The sequence below is a fragment of the Chryseobacterium metallicongregator genome (genome assembly GCF_031324065.1).
GTDB classification, from domain to species: domain Bacteria; phylum Bacteroidota; class Bacteroidia; order Flavobacteriales; family Weeksellaceae; genus Chryseobacterium; species Chryseobacterium metallicongregator.
Genome location: NZ_JAVIXS010000004.1, coordinates 14,341 through 35,227 on the forward strand (window position 1 = coordinate 14,341; position 20,887 = coordinate 35,227).

Consider the following 20,887-nt stretch of genomic DNA (forward strand, 5'->3'; position numbering starts at 1 on the left):
CCACTACTCTGCTTTTAGTTTCAATGATTGAAGAACTTTCTTAGGATCCTGGAATTTTGTTTTCACTTTTTGATCATCCTTTACTTTCTGAACTCCTTCAAGAAGGATCTGATCTCCTTTTGAAATTCCTGATCCTACCACATACAAGTCCTGCAGTTCATAGGCTACTTTGATATTTCTGGATTTTGCCACTCCATTTTTATCAATTACAAATACATATTTCTGATCCTGAATTTCATAGGTTGCTTTCTGTGGAATGATCAATGCATTATGAACAGGCATAGACATCTGCACTTTTCCGGTTTCTCCGTTTCTCAGAAGTTTGTCAGGATTAGGGAATTTCGCACGGAAAGCAATATTTCCGGTTTCGTTATCAAATTCACCTTCAATCGTCTGAATTTCTCCTTTTTGTGTATATGTTTCTCCGTTTGCTGTGATCAGAGAAACCTGATTGCTTCCTCTGTCTGCTGCATGAGTCTGATAGCTCAAATATTCAGGTTCTGAAACATTGAAATAGGTGTAGATACTTGTATTATCTGATAACGAAGTCAACAAATCGCCTTCATCTACCAGACTCCCTAATTTCAGGGGAATTCTGTTAATAATCCCTGAAAACGGTGCTTTGATATCAGTAAATGAAAGGTGGATCTGAGCCAGTTTCATTTCTGCATTAGCAGCATCCAGTTTTGCTTTTGCCATCGCTCTTTCATTTTTAGAAACGATGTTGTTTCCTGCCAGTGTACTTGCATTTTTCAGTTCAATAGAAGCCTGTTCTACTTCTGCTTTTGCTTTTAATAATTCTGCCTGATACAGTTTAGGCATAATACGGAACAATGTTTGTCCTGCCTGTACGTATTGTCCTTCATCTACAAAGATTTTTTCAAGGAAACCCTTTTCCTGAGCTCTCACTTCAATGTTTTTTACAGATTGAATCTGGGCTACGTATTCTTTGTTGATTACGGTATCCATTACCACAGGGGACGTCACCGGATAGACGGTAACTTCTTCTTTTTCTTCTTTTTTCTTATTGCAGCCAACCGCCAACAAAAGGGCACTCAGCGCAATTCCCGAAGCAACTCTTTTTATCATAATTCTAGAGTTTATATAAATCGTTAATGTTTTGATAGAAATAAAAAATGGTAATAAAAGGAGTACGATGTGATGATTACCGGCATACACAACGCAAGTACTTTCCACCCGGAATCAGGCAGAAAATAAATAGAACGGAAAATTTTTAAATTCTAATAGAGCGGATAAGAATAAATCTTTTGGTTGCTAAACCAAGAACAAAGCCATGAATATCCGGTTTGGATCGTTTATAGCTTTTTAATCCAAAAATATAGACTAAAGAGAAGACTCCGGCAAAAACAATAACAGCCTGCCATACATCAGAAAGCTGGAAATCATCTTCGGTAAGTTCTAAAGTGGAATTGTCTACATTATCGGCCATCTGCTGAACAGAGAGTTTTTCAAAAGTCTGATTCAGGCGGTTGGCTCTTTTCGGCATATGATGAGAAACATGACCGTTATAATCGTTTCGGAGCGTTTTAACATCAAGTCTGCTTTCTACTACAAAGAGCAGAAAAAGACCGGTTAAAAAATATACTACGAAGTTTCTCATTTTGAAGTTGCAAATGTACACCCAGATTATGATATTACCATCATGGATTAACAAAATTTAACTCTTCTTTAAAATACCTGAATATTAAAAAATGATAAATATTAAATATTTCGTTTATTCAAGCATAATTCGAGCAACCCTGACATCTCATCTGTGCAAGTTTCAATTTTCAAATATCAAGCCATTTTTTTTGATTTAAGGAAATTTTAATTTTAAAGTTGTTGCTTTTTTGAACATTTTAAGTGGCCTGGTTGTCTGTTTTGAAAAATTTCCCCATTCCAACCTAAACTTTATCATAAATTATAATTATTAACATTTACTTATTGTTACTCTCTTCATTTTGAATTATTTTTGCCAAAAATTAACACAACAAATGAAAAATGAAAAAAAACAACATTATACTACTGAAAACAAGTTCGTTAAAAACCCTGAATTAACAACGGTTATCTTTAATCTTCCACAATAATTATTACTTTCTGTTTTGTGAATTTTTTTTCTAAAAACAGTGAGTTAAATTATCTAAAACTTTAACTTTCTGTTAGTTTATGAAAAATTAACATATATTTATCAAAAATATTTGTAAATTTATATAGCATTAACAGCATAATTCATGAAACACTTTAAAATCACTTATCACTATGAAAAAATTATTATTACCAGTCCTTTTCGGATTGACCATTATTTCCCTAACAGCGTGTAAACATCCCGGAAAAGAAGCTGAAACCATTACTGCTGTTGCTCCAGAAAATACAGATGACATTTCAAAAAATGTGTATGTTGACAGCTATGGAGAAAAAATAGAAGTCACAATCAACAACACCAAAAATACAGCAACAATACATTTAAACGGCAAAACTTTTGACCTTAAAAAAAGTGATGCTTTACCTGAATATACTGCCTCCAATGAAGAGTATCAATATTCTGATATTAAAGGAAATATCACCTTCCTGAAAAAGAATGTAGATATGGTTCTGTTCCATCTTAAACAGGCAAAAAAAGAATCTGGTCCTGCAAAAATGGCATCGTATTAGCATAGGGATTAGCAATTCAAATTAAAAAAATAAACATTATGAAAAGTTTATATTATTATTTATCGGCACTTGTTCTCGCAACATTTTTAGTTGTTTCATGTAAAACACAAAATGCTCAAAAAGCAACTACTGATATTACAGGAAAAACATGGAAACTTACAGAGCTTAACGGAAAGCCGATTGAACTGAAAAATCCTAAAAACAATCCTTATTTTAAACTTGAAATGGATGGTATGAGATATCAGGGACATGCAGGATGTAATGGTTTGGGAGGAACTTTTGAGATCAAACCTGAAATGATGAGAATTAAATTCAATCAGGGAATGTCTACCATGATGGCTTGCGAGGATCTTGATATTGAAAATCAATTTACCAAAGCAATTCTTGCAGCAGACAATTACTCAGTAAACGGAAATACACTTACTTTAAACAAAGCAAGAATGGCTCCTTTAGCTAAATTTGTTCTTCAGTAATTGAATCTCACTTAAATAAAAATAGAATACGCCTCATCATGATGAGGCGTATTTTTTATATTGATATTTCTATTTTTTGTTGTTGTACTTTATATAACAGATCAGGAGGCTGATATTCACCAGAACAGCAAATGCATTTGATATAATAATAGGGAGTTCGTCTTTTTCAAAACCATACCATACCCATAAAGAGAGCCCTGAAATCAGAACCAGGAGCATGAGTAAAGAAATATCTTCTACATTCTTTTCTCTGATTACCTTTATAAGTTGTGGAATCATTGAAACGGAAGTAAGAACTCCGGCCACTATACCTAATATATTTTCATTCATAAATGTTCACCTTGAATATCAATACTAAGATACACTATTGAAATCTCTTCCATGAAACTTCTTCATGCAATGGAATATCTTCTTCCATAAAACGGAACAGATCTCTTGAAAAATAACACCCATTAAGAATCCCACGGGCTCCAAGCCCATTAAAGACATAAAGATTACTGAACTTATTGTGCCTTCCGATGATAGGTCTTCTGTCTTTTACGGTTGGACGAAATCCAAAATGTACTTCTTCTACTTCAAAATCATAAGGATAAAATTCTGAAAGTCCTTTCACCAGCTGGGCAACTGCTGATTCATCAATATGATGGTGAAGCTGCTCTCTGTCATAAGTTCCTCCATAAAAATATAATCCGTTTCCGGTTGGAAATAAAAAGTGTTTCTTTTTAATGGTTATATTTTCCGGAATCGGTTGAGAAAGCTTCACTTTTATGTGGTGCCCTTTGTTCGGGTTTACTGTAATCTCTGAAAAATACGGATTATCCTTCACACCCATTCCTTCACAAAAGATTATATTTTTGAATGTAAAATCTTTATATGCCGATTCAGATGGATTCAATTTTGAATAATCGAATTTTTCTTTTACCAGATGATCATTTTTTTCAAAATAATTGAATAAACCACTGAAAAATCCATTAACATTAAGTCTTGCAGATTGATTCACCTTTCCGGTAAGAAAGTCGTTTTTTACTATATTTAAACGATCAAAATTTTGATCAAGAAAATTTGATAATTCTTCATTTGCCGATTTTTTCAACCATAAATTCTGTTCATTTTCATCATGGAAAATTCTGTGAATGGGAGCATTGATCAAATAATTTTCTCCGGTATATGATTCTATTTCTTTAAGACTTTTTTTAAGAAAATCTATTTGCTCCTGTGCTTTCCAGAATGTGGTAAACTTCTTTAGAACAACAGGATTGATAATTCCTGCTGAAACCTGAGAAGCGCTTTTTCTTCCTTCCGTAAAGATCACAAAAGACTTTTTATTTTTAATCAGCTGATGAGCTAAGAAAAGCCCTGCATATCCGTCTCCTACAATAATATAATCTACATTTCTCATAATAAAAAAACCTGAGTAAAAATACTCAGGTTTTCTATAAATATCAAGTGAAATCTAGTAATTCCACATATCATTTTCCATTTCAAGAATCTGCGCTTTGATTCTATCGCTTTCTTCAAGTTGTTCATCGGCATTTTTAGGAATATAATCCTTAATAGTACCGTCTCCTAAACCAGCTGAAGACTTATAAATGATAGAAGAGAATCTTCTTGCATTGATAACATCATCGAAAGATAAGTCAGCAGATGAATTTTTTCTATTGAAAACAAAATTGTTTGCTAAGATATCACGAGCACTTGGGTAATAGATCCAGAATAGGTCAATAAGCTCATCATTACTTGCAATAGGCTTACCATCCGGACCAATAACTCCCTGTACTGCAGGATCTGGTCCCATTGCAGCAATACCAAGAGGTCTGTATTTCATTTGTCCGTCTCTCTTATCAATAAACCACATACCCATGATTTTAAGAACTTTTACTTTATCAGTAGTTGTCTTAAATACGTCAGTATATTGTTTCTTTTCTGCTTCTGTAAGCTGTCTTCCAGAGTTTAAGATATCAATAGCAGCATCATTGATGATTACTTTTTCCAATCTCTTCTGAATTCCTTCCGGCGAAAGTTTTACAGTAAAGTTTTCATCATCATATACCTGCTCAATCTTACCGCTCAAAGCAGCATCCAATAATAATTGGTATAGAGATCTTGTAGGTGTAGCAAGAAGGCCATCCGGATTATCGTAATAGAATGGCTGGTTGATCTTATCATTCATATCAATGATCTCCCATACAAACATACTCTTAAGGATATCTTTGTCTTCTACAAAACCATATTCAAGAGGCTTTACTGTTTTATCTACAATAGTATCACCAACTTTCTGTTTGTTTTCTGCTCTCATCTGTCTGAACTCTTCCGGAGAAGATGCGTTCAGAATAGTCTGGGAAAAAGCAAATCCCGAAACTAATACTAAAAGGGTGCTAATATATTTTTTCATAATAAATTACAATTTTAGTCCTATTGAACATTAATGATTATAGGAGTAATGTTTTTAATAATCTGACCATCAAGACCTTGAGCTGTTGCTTTAATATCAAAGATTGAAACTACATCACCTGTTCTCAAATTCTTCACTAAACCTGCTGCTTCATCCAGAGAGTTACCATGAACAAGAAGAGCTGCTCTACCTGGTACTCTTACCATAAACTGAGTTACAGTAAATGAAACAGGGAAGTCAAAGTCAGGGATTGCTGCCTGAACAGACTGGTTAGGAATAGAAGTTGCCGGCATAGACAATACATTCTGTCCTCTCATTTCTCCTCTTGGAGGCGGAACGTTCTTAATTCTGTATTCAAATACCTGAGATACTGATTTTCCGTAAGGATCAATTCCTGATAATGTTAATTTAACAACATTACCTGAACTTGGTTTCACACTCCATTTACCTGGACCTGTACTTCTTACAGATGCACCCGGAGCAGATAATGAAAGTTTAGAATTGTCAGCACCTAAGATTGATCCTGAAACAGGGTTCTCAAGTCCTCTGTACATTACATTCATTTTGTCTGCAGCAAGTAATAATCCTTTTTCAAGTTTTACTTCTCTTGGTCCTGCAATTACATTATAAGTATGAGTCCAAGGGAAGCTTTGTGGCTTACCTGAAGCATCCGTTAATGTAATAGTTCCACCCAATTTATGTTCACCAATTCCAGAACCTGAAATTGCGATAGAACCTTTACCGTTTTCTACTTTACTTACTCCAGAAATGCTGATCTTATTACTATTAGAATAAGTACCTAACATTACTTTTACTTCAGCCTGTTTTCCTGCCTGGATATCCACCGGACCTGAAACGATAGGCTCGTAGCTTGAGAATTTAATACTCGCATCTACTTTTTCCTGAAGTAATAATGCCAATGCATCAGACTGCACGTTTCTGGCATCATTTTGGATAATCTCCAAGTTAGATATTGCAGCAATTAGCGGCTGATGATAAAATTTATTTTGAAACCAGGTCTTTTCATTTGGAGATGTTCCTTTAGGATACTCCGCAATCAGAGACTTGTTAGCTCTTGCTACTAAATCCTGTAATTGAGCATTGTTTCCGAAAGTTGCATTGATGTAGTTTCTTACATCATCAATTTTAGCTTTCAGGTCTAATGCATTCTTAGATGGAGTATTTTCATCTCCTTCTTTGAAGAAATATTCAGTAGTTGCTTCATTATTGTTCAATGCAGCAAAGTTTTCACTTACATCAATATCTTTTCCTGTTTGAGGATCTTTGTCGTGAAACTCAGATTGTTTTTTCAACAAATCTTTAATATCCTGAGCAGACTTCACCAATGCATCAATTTTGGTTTTCAATACTTTGTACTGTGACCACGGCTGTGCATAAGTATCCGGAACTTGCTGAGCCTTAGCTTCCAACGTTCTTTCAAAAATCTTCTCGTTCTTTTTTTCAGTTAAAGTTCTTGTTTCATTCAATGCTCTGGTAGAGTCATAGTATGATCTGATGATTTCTGCATCAATATTTAGGGCCATCATCGCGATGAACACCAAATACATCAGGTTGATCATCTTCTGACGAGGGGTCTGTTTTCCTTGTGCCATTCTCTTTTCTTTGTTTTTTGATTAAGTAGTTAAATTTAGAAATGGTTAGGAATTAAGACTTCATAGCAGTTAGCATACCACCATAAACTCTATTTAAGTTATTAAGATTAGATGTTAAACCTTGTAGCTCTTGGTTGAATTTCTCAGATTGCTCTGCAGATTTCTGCATATCTGCAACATACTTGTTAGCAAATTCAGATTGTCTCTTACCGCTTTCAAGTTGCATTGCATAAAGAGCATTCATGCTTTCCATGTGCTGAGCTGCTTTATTTAATTGGTCGTTATATTTATGAGTAGAAGCAGATACGTCTACAGTTTGATTGATCTGATCAACAGAGTTTGAGAATTTATCAATTCCTGTTCTTAATCTTTCAAATAATTGAACGTCTAATCTAGCATCTTCAAGCATTTTATCCAATTTGTTAGAAAGAGAGTTTTCTAATTCAGCAAATTGAGCGCTTGTATTTTTAGTTGTTACATTAGAGTGTAAAGGATTTGGGTTAGCATGTTTATCTAATAACTCAGGATAAACATTTTCCCAAGCATAAGACTCTTCAGTTTTTGGAGGGTCAAATGCAAAGATGATAAAGATAATCGCCTCAGTGATAAGTCCTACGGTAAGAGCGATGTTACCGTTAATAGGTCCCAAGGTAATGTGAGTAATTTTAAGCCAAGCTCCAAGAATTACAATTGCAGCACCGAATGAATAAAAGAAATTCATCCAAGCATCTTTAGTCTTAAACATATTGAGTTAGTTTTTTTAATGTTAAATAAAATTGTTATTGAAAATAATTGTCTGATTAGTTATCTGTTAACTCTTCTTGGTTTAACGGCTGCTTCAGGAATGTCCTGTACAGTTCTGAATCCGATATAGCTTCTTGCGGAATCTTTTCTTTCCCAATCTCTAGCACCTGTCATTAGTGCATATCCTATATCTTTCCAAGATCCACCTCTTACAGATTTCTTCGTATCCAACTTATCCTTAGTAGAAGGATTTAATGTAGAAGAGAATCCTGAAGAAGAATTGTTAAATGAAGATAGTGTCCATTCAGAAACGTTTCCAGCCATATCAAATAACCCAAACCCATTTTTCTTAAATTTCTTAACTGGAGCTGTATATGTATAAGTACCTTTTTTCTCGTCTTCCATATAGTTACCTCTTTTCGGCTTAAAGTTAGCCAAATAGCAACCTCTGTCGTCCATTAAATATGGACCACCCCAAGGGTAAGTAGCATTTTGCATACCTCCTCTTGCAGCATATTCCCATTCAGTTTCTGTTGGAAGACGGAACTCTAATGGTCTTTGTTTTTTTCTTTTTAAACTTTCGTTGTAATCTGTTTTCAATTTAGATCTGAAGTTACAATAAGCCCTTGCCTGATCCCAGGTAACCCCAACAACAGGATAGTCTTTGTAAGCTTTGTGCCAGAAATACTGTTCAAACAATGGCTCATTGTAAGCAAAGTGGAAATCTTTTACCCAAACTGTAGTATCAGGATAGATCGCGATACTTTCGCTTTTCAGATAATTAGCTCCTCTTTCGTTATCTGCAACTGCAGCGTCCATATCTCCCCAACGGTAAGTATATTTCAGCTTACTTACATCTAAAATTCTTTCGTTTCCGATTCTTGAAGAAGAAGGTAGATACAGAGATTCTAAAACTTCTGCGTATTCTACATCCGGATATTTTGATGTGCTCCAGTGTAAAGGGATTTTCCAATCTAATCTTTTGCTGGCATCATAGCTTCCGTCTTCCCGGCCACCCTGGCCTTCCATATATTCTTGATAAGGTGTTAAATTTTCTTCTTTTTTAGCAAGATATGCATAATCTCCTATTGCAGCTCCTTTACGTCCGCCTTCATCACCACCTTCTCCGGCAGCTTCGGCAAGTAAAGTTCTCGCGATAGAGTCTCTTACATAATTGATAAATACTCTGTACTCCGAGTTGGTAGTTTCTGCTTCATCCATGAAGAAAGAAGAAACAGTAACTGTCTTCAATGCTGCTTTTTCAGGAGTATTTGTTGGATCCTGGTCTGCTAAACCAGCAACAAATGAACCTGCAGGAATTGCAACCATTCCGTATGGTCTTTCCGCAACAAATGATTTAGTTTTTTCTCTTGGTATCAATTCTCCTTTTGTTCCTGGCTTCCCTACAGAAGAGCTGCCACCACCTGAACAAGATACCGATGCTACCGACGCAGACAATAATAAAAGAAATATCCTTTTCATGTTAATTTTTATAATTAAGCCGTAAATATATAATTTTTTTAAGAAACTTTTAAGATTTTTTTTGAAATAACGGAAGAAATCTAAATTTATTTTATTTACAACAACTTTTTATTCCACGGTAACAGATTTTGCAAGGTTTCTCGGTTGATCTACGTTGGCTCCTCTATATACTGCTATATAATAAGCAAGCAGTTGCAGAGGTACGGAAGCAACGATTGGAGAGAAACATTCTGAAGTTTCAGGGATTTCGATAACATAATCTGCCATTTCGCTCACCTGACGGTCTCCTTTATTAACTACAGCGATAATTTTTCCTTTTCTCGCTTTAATTTCCTGAACGTTACTTACAATTTTATCATAGTGACCTTTTCTAGGTGCTATAATTACAATTGGCATATTTTCGTCGATCAGGGCAATCGGACCGTGCTTCATTTCTGCAGCCGGGTATCCTTCTGCATGGATATAAGAAATTTCTTTTAATTTTAAGGCTCCTTCTAAGGCTGCAGGATAATTGTATCCTCTTCCTAAGTAAAGGAAATTGGTAGCTTTCACAAAATCTTTTGCAATATTCTGCGTAAGTTCATGCGTGGTATTCAACACTTCTTCGATTTTCTTAGGAATAGCATCAAGCTCAGCAATTAAGCTCATAAATTCAGCGTTTCCTAAGTTTCCGTTGTGTTTTCCTAATTTAAATGCAATTAAAGTAAGAATGGTAAGCTGTGCCGTAAATGCTTTGGTAGAAGCAACCCCTATTTCAGGACCGGCATGGGTATATGAACCAGCGTCTGTAATTCTTGCAATGGAAGAATCCACAACATTACATATACCATATATAAATGCACCTTTTTCTTTTGCTAGTTTTAAAGCAGCCATGGTATCAGCTGTTTCTCCAGATTGAGAAATGGCAATCACCACATCTTTATCTGTAATGATCGGGTTTCTGTATCTGAATTCTGATGCATATTCTACTTCCACAGGGATTCTTGCATATTCTTCGATCAGATATTCTCCGATAAGACCTGCATGCCATGAAGTACCACAAGCAATGATGATAATTCTGTTAGCATTTTTGAATCGCTCAACATGATCCCAGATTCCAGCCATTTTGATTACTCCTTCGTCTACAAGAAGCCTACCTCTCATGGTATCGTGTACAGATTTAGGCTGTTCAAAGATTTCTTTAAGCATAAAGTGCTCATATCCGCCTTTCTCGATTTGCTCAAGACTCAACTTAAGTTCTTGGATTTCAGGCTCAATCTTAGAGTTTTCATTGATGGTTCTGATATCTACTCCATTTTCCAGAGAAATTGTTGCCATATGTCCTTCTTCAAGATATATAGCTTCTTTTGTAAATTCTACGAAAGGAGATGCATCAGAGGCAATAAAATATTCTTTATCTCCGATTCCGATTGCTAAAGGAGATCCTAATCTTCCTACAACCAATACTCCAGGATAATCTTCATGAAGTACAGTGATTGCATAGGCACCATATACTTCATTCAATGCATATCTCACTGCAGTTGGGAAGTCTATATCCGGATTAAGATCCATAAAATACTGGATAAGGTTTACCAGTACTTCAGTATCTGTTTCTGATTTAAAAGTAAAGCCTTTCTCAGTAAGCATTGTTTTAATGGTATCATAGTTTTCAATAATACCATTATGTACAATTGCAATTTTTCCGTTGTTTGACAAGTGCGGGTGGGAATTTCTGTCACTTGGAACTCCGTGGGTTGCCCAACGGGTATGTCCCATTCCAATTTTAGACGTTCCTTTTAGTCCTTTTGAAATATTCACCAAATCCTCAACTTTACCCTTTGTTTTTTCTACTTCCAGTTTATTCTCTGGTCCTTCTAAAACAATTCCGGCACTGTCATACCCTCTATATTCCAATCTTCTAAGACCATTAATTACAATTTCATAAGCGTCTTGAAAACCTGTATATCCTACTATTCCGCACATATTTTATTTTGTCTAGTGTTGTTTGTTTATCGTGTTCTATTTTTTCGTACCATAAGTCACCATTAGCTGGATTCTTTTTGGATTCGTATTGGCTTTATCTATACCTGTCAGAATAATTCTGTTCATATCAAATGCTCTTGTCGTATTACGAACACCTAAAAGGGTTCCTGTAGTACTTGCTGCAAATGCTCCTGCACTGATGATTAATGGTTTATTAACAATCGGCTGTGTAGCATCTCCAACTGTTTCTGTTTTTCCTTCAACAATATCCTTGACTGTTTTTGTGACTACAAAATCATAATAACCTGGCTCAGGTTTATCCTTAAAATAGTACAATCCAAGTCCGTTTGTCAGATCTGAAGTGAATGCTAATTTTGAGTAATCAATTTTACCGGCATTTAATGTATTATTTAAAAGTGTAAACTTACGATCTTCAGTAGAACCAGTATTTTTCCATGTTGCAGGGTCCAGATAGATTCTGATCTTAGCACTTAAAATACCTGCTTTCTTTTCAGCATAAATCTCCTTAAGCTTTACAATTGTCTCATCCTTAATTTTTACTACCACGGAAGGACCTCCCATTCCCTGAACAAAAAGTCTTTCATCTCCTTCACTAGGATTACTTCCTGACAATGCTTCTTTAACAGGTGTTCCCAATCTGTTATATTCAAACAGCCCGATATGCGCATTAGCACTTCCTAGGTTAAAATTGAGTGTTGTTTGTGGTCTTGTGGTTGTTCCGTTGTCTGTCTTATCATATTTATAATACATAATAACCTGCAGGTCATTAGGAGAGAACTGATACAGATATCTGTCCGTTTCGTCCACAGAAATTTTTATTCCTTTAAAATATCTGATAAAGTTCGCAGCATCCTGAAGTTCAGGTTTTCCTTTTTTATCAAGAATATGAGTCTGGAAAAAATCTGTATTACTCAATTTCATTCTGAATCCTAGGTTTCCTGAGAATACAATTGAATTATCCGATTTTTTTGTAATAGACAAAGAACTCATGTTACCATCAAATACTCCTGAACCTAATAGCTCACCAGTACTTATTGATGCATTGGAACGTTTTAGCGCATCATTATTTGCATCTAAGAACGTAGTCACTTCATGTACGTTGATTTTCATTGATTTTGAAGCACCTCCTATTTTACCGTATTTACGAACAGGATAAGTTTTCTTCTCAATGGAAACCGCTGTAGCAACTCCATCTACAGGAAAATCACTTTTTTCTAATGTATTTGTTCTTAATGAATCGCCTTCAAAGAAGTAAGTATTCGAAGTTGTATTCGCAGGGGGTCTTACTACAAGGACTACGGAATCTACTTTTGGATTCGCACCGTTGAAGTCGAAATTATCTGTTGGCATTCTCAACTGGGTAACATAAGATGCTCTCTGCATTCCAAACTGGGATTCAGTAAAGGCTCCAAGAACAGCAACATTTGTGGTAACCCCTGATTCACTCAACCCACTGATCAATCTTGAAGCATCACTTCTGATGGAATCATTATTGTCATAATTGTATGCTATAACAGGATATGCAGTTTCATTGCCTTGTGCTGCATCACCATTAAACAGCTGCTCCCCAAGAGAATCCGGATCTGGTTCACAGTTATAAAGCAATGCACTTCCAAAAATCGCCAATAAAAGCATGGCGAAGGTCTTTTTAAGATTATGAGTCATTAAAAATGTGTTTTTAATAAAGTTGATTTATAGAATCTACGTCCAGATATTCCGATTTCTGGGTTGCTGTTTCGTTGAAAGCCTTATCCAGGTCTTCATCCAGAAACTCGTCACCTTTTACAACGGCATCTACATAGTTCATACTCTCGATAACAAAACTTTTAATAGTTGGGTTATCTAACGCTTTTAATCCTGAAATATTATCAAACTGCAGCTTTTCATCGATCTTTTTGTCCAGGTCGGCATCTTTCTCATTGTAAAGAGAAAGTACAATTTTCGCGTCCTTGAAATAAGTATCTGATTCGTAGTAAGTTTTAAGATAAATTGGAACAAAAGAAGACATCCATCCATTTAAATGGATAACGTCCGGCACCCAGTTTAGTTTCTTAATGGTTTCAATAACTCCTCTGGCAAAGAAAATAGCTCTTTCGTCGTTGTCTTCGAAAGGGTTTCCTTCATCATCAAAATAATATTGTTTTCTTTTGAAGTATTCTTCATTGTCAATAAAGTAAACCTGAAGTCTTTCCCCCGGAAGAGACGCTACTTTAATGATTAGAGGCTGGTCCAGGTCATTGATAATAATATTCATCCCTGAAAGACGGATTACTTCATGAAGCTGGAACTTTCTCTCACTTATTTGTCCAAATCTTGGCATAAAAACTCTTACATCATTGCCTTCTTGGTGCATCTTAAGTGCCATTTTGTTTACCACTGCAGCCATATTTGTATCTTCCTGATATGGATACATCTCTGTAGTAATGTACAGTATTTTTTGATTCGGCATAAACTTTCTATCTAATTTTTGTAAAAATGCTTTAATGTGCAAAATTACAAAAAAACATCCAACATTATTTTAATTAACATTTTTTTACGAAAATTCCCTTTTCCAAATTATTAAAAGTACATATTATTATGCGATATTTTTAGTATTTTTGAAATAGTATTAAAATAAACTATGGAAGTTCTAAAAAACAGAAAAGTCCTTCAGGATTTCATTGAAAGACAGAAAGAAATGGGAAAAAGAATTGGCTTTGCCCCTACTATGGGCGCCCTGCACAATGGCCATCTTTCTCTGTATGAAGAGGCAAGAAAAGAAAATGACCTTGTTATCTCTTCAATTTTTGTAAATCCAACTCAGTTCAATAACCCTGAAGATCTTGAAAAATACCCAAGAGATGTTAACAGAGATATACTTATTCTTCAGAATTCAGGCCTTGTAGATGCTGTCTACATCCCAGAGGTAGCAGATATTTACCCTGAAAAAGCTGAAAGCCAATCGTATAATTTTGACGGATTGGAAAATGAAATGGAAGGTAAATCCAGGCCGGGACATTTCAACGGAGTCGGAACTGTTGTAGAAGAGCTTTTCAGACAGGTACAGCCTGATAATGCCTATTTTGGTGAAAAAGATTTTCAGCAGCTTGCTATTATTAAAAAAATGGTGGAAAAAAAACATCTTCCCGTTAAAATAACTGGAGTTCCTATTTACAGGGCAGAAAACGGACTGGCACTAAGCTCAAGAAACCAAAGACTTCATGAAGACCGAAAAGAAACTTCTAAAATAATTTATGAGACTTTAAAAAAAGTAAACGACTGGTTCAGAACTGTTAGTATTCCGGAAATAAAAGAAAGAGTAGCTGATGTTTTTGATGACCAGCAGGGCATGAAGCTTGAATACTTTCTGATTGCTGATGAAAACACATTACAGGAGACTGATTTTTTCTATAAAGACAGAAATTTCAGAGCCTTCATCGTAGTTGTAGTAGATGGAGTAAGATTAATTGACAACATGCACCTGGATTAAACTTTATCTATTAAAATATACTATCCCTAGCTATTTCAGCTGGGGATTTTTTTTTGAATACACAAACAAAACGAGACTAGGTTTAGACTTGAATTCATACAAAAATCAAAGGCCTCCTGAAGGAAGCCTTTGAAACACCAAATCACAAAATATTAATATGAAAAAAATTTACTTTTCAGTAAACTTGTGACCCGGCTGGGATTCGAACCCAGGACCCATACATTAAAAGTGTATTGCTCTACCAGCTGAGCTACCGAGTCGGCCACAATTAAAATGAAATAAATTTCAATATTAATTATAAAATTTTCTTTGCAGTGCCTGCGACTGGACTCGAACCAGCACATCCTTAGGAAACCACCCCCTCAAGATGGCGTGTCTACCAATTTCACCACGCAGGCAATAAAATTACAAATTAAGTAATTATTATTGCTAGTGACCCGGCTGGGATTCGAACCCAGGACCCATACATTAAAAGTGTATTGCTCTACCAGCTGAGCTACCGAGTCGGCCACTTGTATAACAAGTTTTCATTTAAGTAATGTCCCTTGTTTTAAGTGGTGCAAAGATATGACTTTTTTCTTTATCTCAAAACTTTTTCGCAAATTTGTTAAAAAAAAATTCATGGTAATTTCACTGATAGGATACATGGGAAGTGGCAAATCTCACATTTCCAAAATATTAAGCGAAAAAATAGATTTTAAATTAATTGATCTCGATAAAGAGATTTCCAGAAGAAATAAATTAACCATCCCTGAAATTTTCGAGAAAAAGGGAGAAATTTACTTTAGAAAACTGGAAAGAGAGACACTTGAAGAGATATTAGCTTCTGAAGAAAATGTGGTTTTAAGCCTTGGTGGAGGAACTCCTGTATATTATAATAATATGGAGATCATTAATCATAACTCCAAGAGTATTTTTTTAAGAACAGGAGTTGGAACATTGGTAGAAAGACTTTCAAAACAGAAAGAAAAAAGGCCATTAATTGCCAATATATCTGACGAAGACCTGCCGGAATTCATTGCCAAACATTTATTTGAAAGGAATCAATTTTACAGCAAAGCACAATTCACTGTAGGGACAGATTCCAGAGAGCCGGAAGACATTGTCAACGAAATAATAGAAAAGCTCTATCTCTAGAGCTTTTTTTATTTTACTATTAATCCTCATCATCAGATTCACTACCTGTTTCTCCAAAGAAGTCATCCCAGTCTGTAAAATCGGAGTCGATATCGTTTCCTACATAGTCATCCATCTCTCTTCTGTCTTTTTTGGTAGGCCTTCCCTCTCCTTTATTCCTGTAATAATCTTGTGACATTTTACGGAGTTTCAACAGTTCGTACTGCTCTTTATCTGTCACATCCTGAATATGAAGAGGCACCAACTTGGCTCCAATTCTGCTTTTAGGAATCTGAATTACCTTTATTTTATAATCAATTTGATTCTTACGGATTTTAATAGTATCTCCTTCTTTTACCTCTTTAGATGACTTTACGGCAGACGTTCCTATAGAAACTCTATTCTTTTTAATCTCCTCTGCTGCAATACTTCTCGTCTTATAAAAACGAATGCTCCATAAAAATTTATCTATTCTCATAATTTTTTATACTTTTGCCGTTATATTATTTGTAAAGTAATTAAAGTTTTTTGAAATGAAAAAAATATTTTTATATATCCTTGCAGGATCTTTGTGTTTTTCTGCTTGTAAGAAAGATGATGATACATCAGCCTATGTAGAACCGGAAGACATTACTACACAAAACACCTATGATGATCAAGCCATTAAGAAATTCATGGATGAGAATTATCTCGATGCGCAAGGTAATATAAAAGCTTTCAGCTCTACGGACACGTCAGATGATAACGAAAAGAAATTATCTGAGCTTTCGCCTGTAACGCTTCCTTCAGGAACAATTTATATAATGAGAAGCGGTGCTCAGCCTGTTAATCCTGCAGCTAATCAAACCATCAAGGATGATGATATTATCAAAATTATGGGAAGAGGATACTCGTATCTGGCCGTTAATGCTGATGGAAACACTACATTCCAAGCGAAAGCTGCCTTTTTAAATACCATTGACGGAACAGGTGTGCCTGTTATTGACCCAATGTATTATTATGTAAAGAAGTCAATATTGAACACTGTTACTACCCCTGATGCTGCAAAAAAAGCAAAATATTATCAAATTCCAGGATTTAGAGAAGCTTTACAGAAGTTTAAAGCATTTGATAATCTTACCGGTGAAACTCCATATAACTTACAAGGAGTAATTATCATTCCTTCCAGAGCTGCTTTTGCAAGAAATCCTCATTACCCTTATTTAAATACTTCGTACAGAAATAAATCTTTTGTGTTCAACTTTCAAATTTATGGAAGAGAAGATAGACCAAGTGATGACAAACAAACACAGGAACAACAGCAATAAAAGATAATTCTATAAAATAAAAAACACCGTCTCAATGATGGTGTTTTTTATTTTATAGAATGTTATTACGATCTTGCTTTCTGTTTTACATTTCCTAAAATATCAGGGAAGTAAAGATCTGCAAGGTGGTCAAACTCATCTCCTCTCATAAACATGGTTGCATCTACTTCTTCATAAGAGCTTCTTCCTGCCGCTGCAATCAGTTCATTGCAGGTATGAAGTGTATTTTTGTGAAAGTGATATACTCTTTCAGCTTTATCCGTCACATCCAACCCTTTAATAAGCATTTTATCCTGTGTTGCTACTCCCGTAGGACAGTTGTTTGAGTTACATCTCAACGCCTGAATACACCCTAAAGAAAACATAAATCCTCTGGCATTGTTACACATATCTGCACCCATTGCGACTGCTCTCAGGATATCAAGGCTGGTAAGAACTTTACCACTGGCGATCACTCTTAATTTACTTCTCAGATTATAGTTATTAAGCGTTCTGTTCACAAAGATCAACGCAGGTTCTAAAGGCATCCCTACTCCATCGGAAAATTCTGGTGGTGCAGCTCCTGTTCCTCCTTCTGCTCCGTCTATAGTGATAAAATCAGGATAAATCTTCAGAACATTCATCTGTACACAGATATCTTCAAATTCTTTGGTATCACCAATACAAAGTTTAAAACCAACCGGTTTTCCTCCGGAAAGGTCTCTTAATTGCTGTACAAACCTCAGCAATCCGGCAGCATCAGAAAAAGCGCTATGGGATGGTGGTGAAATAACGGTCATTCCCGGTGTTACGTGACGAATTGCTGCAATTTCCGGTGTGTTTTTTACTCCTGGAAGAACTCCTCCGTGTCCCGGTTTTGCTCCCTGTGATAATTTTATTTCAACCATTTTCACATTCGGGAGGGTGGAATATTTTGTAAATAATTCAGGATTGAATTTTCCTTCAGCGTCTCGGCATCCAAAATACCCTGTCCCAATCTGCCAGCATAAATCTCCTCCTTCCATATGATAAGACGAAATTCCTCCTTCTCCTGTATTGTGGTAAAAGTTTCCTTTTTTAGCTCCTCTGTTTAGTGAGATCTGTGCTCTGTCACTCAAAGCTCCGAAACTCATTGCAGAGATATTGAATAAAGAAGCATGGTAAGGCTGTGTACATTGTTCTCCGCCTACCCATACTCTCGGAAGTTCTTCTGATGGTGATTTTGCATAAATAGAATGCTTGATCCCTTCGTATTTTCTGTGATTCACTTCCAACTGCGTACCAAAAGCGACGGTATCACTTAAATTTTTTGCACGTCTGTATACTGCAGAACGCTGGTTTCTTGGAAACGGCTTCCCGTCTGTCTCCCTTTCAATGAAGTATTGCTGCATTTCGGGTGAAATACTTTCGAAAAAATACCTGAAGTATCCCAATACAGGAAAGTTCCTCAAAATAGCGTGTTTCGATTGGTAAGCATTGTAAACACCCAATGCATAAATGGCGGATAACAGCGTTGGTATCCAATAATGCGTTCTGATCAGTATTGCTACAATCCATGTAGCAACTACTAATACAATTCCCCAAGATAAAAACTTATCTCTCATGAATGTAGTATTTAAAGTTTAAAAATAAATTTAGTAGAATTTTTGCAAAGAGCCTATGCTTTTGCTAAAAAATTTTGGTAAGAAGATTGCACAGAAACCGTGCCATCTGACAGGATTTTTTCTAAATTTAGAAATTCAATTTGATTGATGGATGCAGGATCAAAGTCTTTCTGGACTCTCACATAGTTTTCTGTGAAGCCGAACATTTTCCCATCTTTATTTTCATGCTCCCAAAGAACAGGAAGCGTTTTTCCAAGTTGTGTCTGATAAAATGCCATTTTCTTCTTTTCAGAAAGAATTCTCAACATTTTATTACGTTTTTTTCTTTCCGCAACAGGAACTACACCTTCCATTGCTGCGGCTTCCGTATTTTCTCTTTCAGAATAGGTAAATACGTGAAGGTAAGTGATAGGAAGTTCATTAAGGAAATTATAAGTTTCCATAAATAGTTCTTCTGTTTCTCCCGGGAATCCTACAATAACATCCACACCGATAGCCGCATGAGGCATAACCTCGCGGATCTTGTTCACTCTGTCATTATAAAGCTTGGTGAGATAACGACGTTTCATCTTTTTCAAGAGATCATCGCTTCCGGACTGTAACGGGATATGAAAATGCGGAACAAAGCTTTTGCTTTTAGAAACCAGTTCAATACTTTCATCTTTTAAAAGATTGGGTTCAATAGAAGAGATACGAATTCTTTCTATTCCTTCTACTTTATCCAGTTCTGAAATAAGATCAAGGAAAGTATGTTCGTGTCTTTTATTTCCAAATTCTCCTTTACCATAATCACCGATATTCACCCCTGTAAGAACAATTTCTTTGATGTCTTTTGCAGCGATCTCCGTGGCATTTTTGAGAACATTTTCAATGGTATCAGAACGTGAAATTCCTCTAGCTAATGGAATCGTACAGTAGGTACATTTATAATCACAACCATCCTGTACTTTCAGGAAAGCTCTGGTTCTGTCCCCAATAGAATAACTTCCGATAAAGAAATCGGTTTCTTCAATTTCACATGAATGCACTACGCCTTCACTCTCAGATTTCTCCAAATCATCCAGGTAGCTCAGAATATTGAATTTTTCTTTTGCTCCTAAAACCAGGTCAACACCTTCAATCTGTGAAATTTCTTCAGGTTTTAGCTGTGCATAGCATCCAACAATTACAACCAGTCCTTCCGGATTGGCTTTCATTGCTCTTTTGACGTGAAGTTTACATTCACGGTCAGCATTTTCTGTCACAGAACATGTATTGATAACATACACATTCGCCTTTTCATCAAAGCTTACCTTATCATAACCTGCATCTGTTAACTGACGGGCAATAGTAGATGTTTCTGCAAAGTTTAATTTGCAGCCAAGTGTATGAAACGCGGCAGTTCTATGAAAAGTAGACATTTGTTACTCCTGAATTTTATGGGTGCAAAGATAGTAATTTTAATAAGAATCCAAGATTGATTCAATCTATTGTTTATATTCGTCTCTTACTTCGGGGCTGTTTTGAAAGCAGACAGGTGATGAATTGGTCTCCGGATCCTGATTTGAAAATTTGGTTTTCATTTCTGTATTAAACTGTTGAGATCGGTTTCTGGCAATGGAAAGTGTGTTCCAGTCTTCGTTCTTTATCATTTTGGCGATATAAACAATTTGCCCGATGTGGTAAGGATAATGAGCCAATTGACGAAGAACGGCATCAATCACCGGATGGGCTTCTCCTCTGATATATGTTGTTGAGTAGAGATTCTCCTCGTTTATTTTATCAAGAGCATCAAAGAAACATTTCCAACCCTGTTCCCAAAAATCCAGAACCTGTTGTTTAGTGCTAAAAGTATTGACAAATTCTCCGTCACGGTTACGCCAGGATTTCTCACCATCTTCAGTCAGGAAATTAGTCCATCTTGAAAGCATATTTCCTGCAAGATGTTTTACAATAATGGCAATAGAATTACTTTCTTCATTATACTGCCAGAACATCTGCTCATCTGTTAACTGTTCAAAGGTTTTATCACCAAGAGATTTATAGTATTCAAAACGTTTTACAAACAGGTCTTTCATTCTTTCTATTTTGATA

General features: G+C 35.6%; 20 protein-coding genes and 3 tRNA genes. 5 read left to right on the plus strand and 18 right to left on the minus strand.

Features of this window, described 5'->3' with window-relative positions; translation table 11 throughout:
• Positions 1–3: 3 nt before the first annotated feature.
• The gene (locus tag REB14_RS06535; protein ID WP_034693811.1) at positions 4–1,086 is read right to left on the minus strand and encodes an efflux RND transporter periplasmic adaptor subunit; all 1,083 of its coding nucleotides are present in this window, start codon (positions 1,084–1,086) and stop codon (positions 4–6) included.
• A gap of 148 nt (positions 1,087–1,234) precedes the next feature.
• Complete coding sequence (locus tag REB14_RS06540; RefSeq protein WP_079240570.1) at positions 1,235–1,621, minus strand: hypothetical protein; 387 nt, start codon at positions 1,619–1,621, stop codon at positions 1,235–1,237.
• Positions 1,622–2,259: 638 nt separating this feature from the next.
• Between REB14_RS06540 and REB14_RS06545 the strand changes: the two genes are divergently transcribed.
• Entirely contained in the window at positions 2,260–2,652 is a 393-nt protein-coding gene (locus tag REB14_RS06545; RefSeq protein WP_079240569.1) for a multicopper oxidase domain-containing protein, read from the plus strand.
• A 38-nt stretch (positions 2,653–2,690) separates the two neighbouring features.
• The gene (locus REB14_RS06550) at positions 2,691–3,125 is read left to right on the plus strand and encodes an META domain-containing protein (RefSeq protein ID WP_079240568.1); all 435 of its coding nucleotides are present in this window, start codon (positions 2,691–2,693) and stop codon (positions 3,123–3,125) included.
• A gap of 69 nt (positions 3,126–3,194) precedes the next feature.
• On the opposite strand, the gene REB14_RS06555 is transcribed toward REB14_RS06550, so the two are convergent.
• The 9 genes from REB14_RS06555 to REB14_RS06595 form a co-directional block, all read right to left on the minus strand.
• Positions 3,195–3,455: a SemiSWEET transporter gene (locus REB14_RS06555; RefSeq protein ID WP_079240567.1), complete on the minus strand. Its 261-nt coding sequence runs from the start codon at positions 3,453–3,455 to the stop codon at positions 3,195–3,197.
• Between the two features lie 34 nt (positions 3,456–3,489).
• Positions 3,490–4,524, minus strand: coding sequence for an NAD(P)/FAD-dependent oxidoreductase (locus REB14_RS06560; protein ID WP_309521808.1), 1,035 nt, complete (start codon positions 4,522–4,524; stop codon positions 3,490–3,492).
• A 54-nt stretch (positions 4,525–4,578) separates the two neighbouring features.
• Positions 4,579–5,517 carry a type IX secretion system ring subunit PorN/GldN gene (porN, locus tag REB14_RS06565; protein ID WP_062675469.1) on the minus strand — a complete coding sequence of 313 codons (939 nt, stop codon included), beginning with the start codon at positions 5,515–5,517 and terminating at the stop codon, positions 4,579–4,581.
• Positions 5,518–5,537: 20 nt separating this feature from the next.
• On the minus strand, positions 5,538–7,130 hold the full coding sequence (gene porM, locus REB14_RS06570; RefSeq protein WP_079240565.1) for a type IX secretion system motor protein PorM/GldM: 1,593 nt from the start codon (positions 7,128–7,130) through the stop codon (positions 5,538–5,540).
• A gap of 52 nt (positions 7,131–7,182) precedes the next feature.
• Complete coding sequence (gene porL / locus REB14_RS06575; protein ID WP_079240564.1) at positions 7,183–7,875, minus strand: type IX secretion system motor protein PorL/GldL; 693 nt, start codon at positions 7,873–7,875, stop codon at positions 7,183–7,185.
• Between the two features lie 59 nt (positions 7,876–7,934).
• Entirely contained in the window at positions 7,935–9,356 is a 1,422-nt protein-coding gene (porK, locus tag REB14_RS06580; protein WP_079240563.1) for a T9SS ring complex lipoprotein PorK/GldK, read from the minus strand.
• 108 nt (positions 9,357–9,464) lie between these two features.
• Complete coding sequence (glmS, locus tag REB14_RS06585; protein WP_034693705.1) at positions 9,465–11,318, minus strand: glutamine--fructose-6-phosphate transaminase (isomerizing); 1,854 nt, start codon at positions 11,316–11,318, stop codon at positions 9,465–9,467.
• A gap of 36 nt (positions 11,319–11,354) precedes the next feature.
• On the minus strand, positions 11,355–13,004 hold the full coding sequence (locus REB14_RS06590; RefSeq protein ID WP_079240562.1) for a DUF4270 family protein: 1,650 nt from the start codon (positions 13,002–13,004) through the stop codon (positions 11,355–11,357).
• Between the two features lie 13 nt (positions 13,005–13,017).
• Positions 13,018–13,788, minus strand: coding sequence for a glycogen/starch synthase (locus REB14_RS06595; RefSeq protein WP_034693703.1), 771 nt, complete (start codon positions 13,786–13,788; stop codon positions 13,018–13,020).
• A gap of 171 nt (positions 13,789–13,959) precedes the next feature.
• On the opposite strand from REB14_RS06595, the gene panC reads away from it, so the two are divergent.
• Positions 13,960–14,808, plus strand: coding sequence for a pantoate--beta-alanine ligase (panC, locus tag REB14_RS06600; protein ID WP_309521809.1), 849 nt, complete (start codon positions 13,960–13,962; stop codon positions 14,806–14,808).
• Positions 14,809–14,995: 187 nt separating this feature from the next.
• Here the strand turns inward: panC and REB14_RS06605 are convergent.
• The 3 genes from REB14_RS06605 to REB14_RS06615 form a co-directional block, all read right to left on the minus strand.
• Positions 14,996–15,068, minus strand: a tRNA-Lys gene (locus REB14_RS06605).
• A 55-nt stretch (positions 15,069–15,123) separates the two neighbouring features.
• Positions 15,124–15,206: transfer RNA gene (locus REB14_RS06610), tRNA-Leu, on the minus strand.
• 35 nt (positions 15,207–15,241) lie between these two features.
• Positions 15,242–15,314: transfer RNA gene (locus REB14_RS06615), tRNA-Lys, on the minus strand.
• A gap of 115 nt (positions 15,315–15,429) precedes the next feature.
• Here REB14_RS06615 and REB14_RS06620 point away from each other — a divergent pair.
• Positions 15,430–15,945: a shikimate kinase gene (locus REB14_RS06620; RefSeq protein ID WP_079243848.1), complete on the plus strand. Its 516-nt coding sequence runs from the start codon at positions 15,430–15,432 to the stop codon at positions 15,943–15,945.
• A 19-nt stretch (positions 15,946–15,964) separates the two neighbouring features.
• On the opposite strand, the gene REB14_RS06625 is transcribed toward REB14_RS06620, so the two are convergent.
• Positions 15,965–16,402: an RNA-binding S4 domain-containing protein gene (locus REB14_RS06625; protein ID WP_079240560.1), complete on the minus strand. Its 438-nt coding sequence runs from the start codon at positions 16,400–16,402 to the stop codon at positions 15,965–15,967.
• A gap of 55 nt (positions 16,403–16,457) precedes the next feature.
• Between REB14_RS06625 and REB14_RS06630 the strand changes: the two genes are divergently transcribed.
• Entirely contained in the window at positions 16,458–17,231 is a 774-nt protein-coding gene (locus REB14_RS06630) for a hypothetical protein (protein WP_079240559.1), read from the plus strand.
• Between the two features lie 65 nt (positions 17,232–17,296).
• Here the strand turns inward: REB14_RS06630 and REB14_RS06635 are convergent, their stop codons facing one another.
• The 3 genes from REB14_RS06635 to REB14_RS06645 form a co-directional block, all read right to left on the minus strand.
• Entirely contained in the window at positions 17,297–18,814 is a 1,518-nt protein-coding gene (locus REB14_RS06635; RefSeq protein WP_309521810.1) for an FMN-binding glutamate synthase family protein, read from the minus strand.
• Between the two features lie 53 nt (positions 18,815–18,867).
• Positions 18,868–20,214, minus strand: a complete 1,347-nt coding sequence (gene mtaB / locus REB14_RS06640; RefSeq protein WP_309521811.1) for a tRNA (N(6)-L-threonylcarbamoyladenosine(37)-C(2))-methylthiotransferase MtaB — start codon at positions 20,212–20,214, stop codon at positions 18,868–18,870.
• A gap of 66 nt (positions 20,215–20,280) precedes the next feature.
• Entirely contained in the window at positions 20,281–20,871 is a 591-nt protein-coding gene (locus REB14_RS06645) for a DUF1572 family protein (protein ID WP_079240556.1), read from the minus strand.
• Positions 20,872–20,887: the final 16 nt, after the last annotated feature.

Bases quoted from the DNA above. Each gene is read 5' to 3' on its own strand.
- REB14_RS06635 (WP_309521810.1), bottom strand. From the start codon at position 18,814: ATGAGAGATAAGTTTTTATCTTGGGGAATTGTATTAGTAGTTGCTACA.
- REB14_RS06555 (WP_079240567.1), bottom strand. From the start codon at position 3,455: ATGAATGAAAATATATTAGGTATAGTGGCCGGAGTTCTTACTTCCGTT.
- REB14_RS06595 (WP_034693703.1), bottom strand. From the start codon at position 13,788: ATGCCGAATCAAAAAATACTGTACATTACTACAGAGATGTATCCATAT.
- panC (WP_309521809.1), top strand. From the start codon at position 13,960: ATGGAAGTTCTAAAAAACAGAAAAGTCCTTCAGGATTTCATTGAAAGA.
- REB14_RS06540 (WP_079240570.1), bottom strand. From the start codon at position 1,621: ATGAGAAACTTCGTAGTATATTTTTTAACCGGTCTTTTTCTGCTCTTT.
- REB14_RS06545 (WP_079240569.1), top strand. From the start codon at position 2,260: ATGAAAAAATTATTATTACCAGTCCTTTTCGGATTGACCATTATTTCC.
- porN (WP_062675469.1), bottom strand. From the start codon at position 5,517: ATGAAAAAATATATTAGCACCCTTTTAGTATTAGTTTCGGGATTTGCT.
- REB14_RS06645 (WP_079240556.1), bottom strand. From the start codon at position 20,871: ATGAAAGACCTGTTTGTAAAACGTTTTGAATACTATAAATCTCTTGGT.
- porM (WP_079240565.1), bottom strand. From the start codon at position 7,130: ATGGCACAAGGAAAACAGACCCCTCGTCAGAAGATGATCAACCTGATG.
- REB14_RS06560 (WP_309521808.1), bottom strand. From the start codon at position 4,524: ATGAGAAATGTAGATTATATTATTGTAGGAGACGGATATGCAGGGCTT.
- REB14_RS06620 (WP_079243848.1), top strand. From the start codon at position 15,430: ATGGTAATTTCACTGATAGGATACATGGGAAGTGGCAAATCTCACATT.
- REB14_RS06630 (WP_079240559.1), top strand. From the start codon at position 16,458: ATGAAAAAAATATTTTTATATATCCTTGCAGGATCTTTGTGTTTTTCT.
- REB14_RS06550 (WP_079240568.1), top strand. From the start codon at position 2,691: ATGAAAAGTTTATATTATTATTTATCGGCACTTGTTCTCGCAACATTT.
- REB14_RS06625 (WP_079240560.1), bottom strand. From the start codon at position 16,402: ATGAGAATAGATAAATTTTTATGGAGCATTCGTTTTTATAAGACGAGA.
- porL (WP_079240564.1), bottom strand. From the start codon at position 7,875: ATGTTTAAGACTAAAGATGCTTGGATGAATTTCTTTTATTCATTCGGT.
- mtaB (WP_309521811.1), bottom strand. From the start codon at position 20,214: ATGTCTACTTTTCATAGAACTGCCGCGTTTCATACACTTGGCTGCAAA.
- REB14_RS06590 (WP_079240562.1), bottom strand. From the start codon at position 13,004: ATGACTCATAATCTTAAAAAGACCTTCGCCATGCTTTTATTGGCGATT.
- glmS (WP_034693705.1), bottom strand. From the start codon at position 11,318: ATGTGCGGAATAGTAGGATATACAGGTTTTCAAGACGCTTATGAAATT.
- porK (WP_079240563.1), bottom strand. From the start codon at position 9,356: ATGAAAAGGATATTTCTTTTATTATTGTCTGCGTCGGTAGCATCGGTA.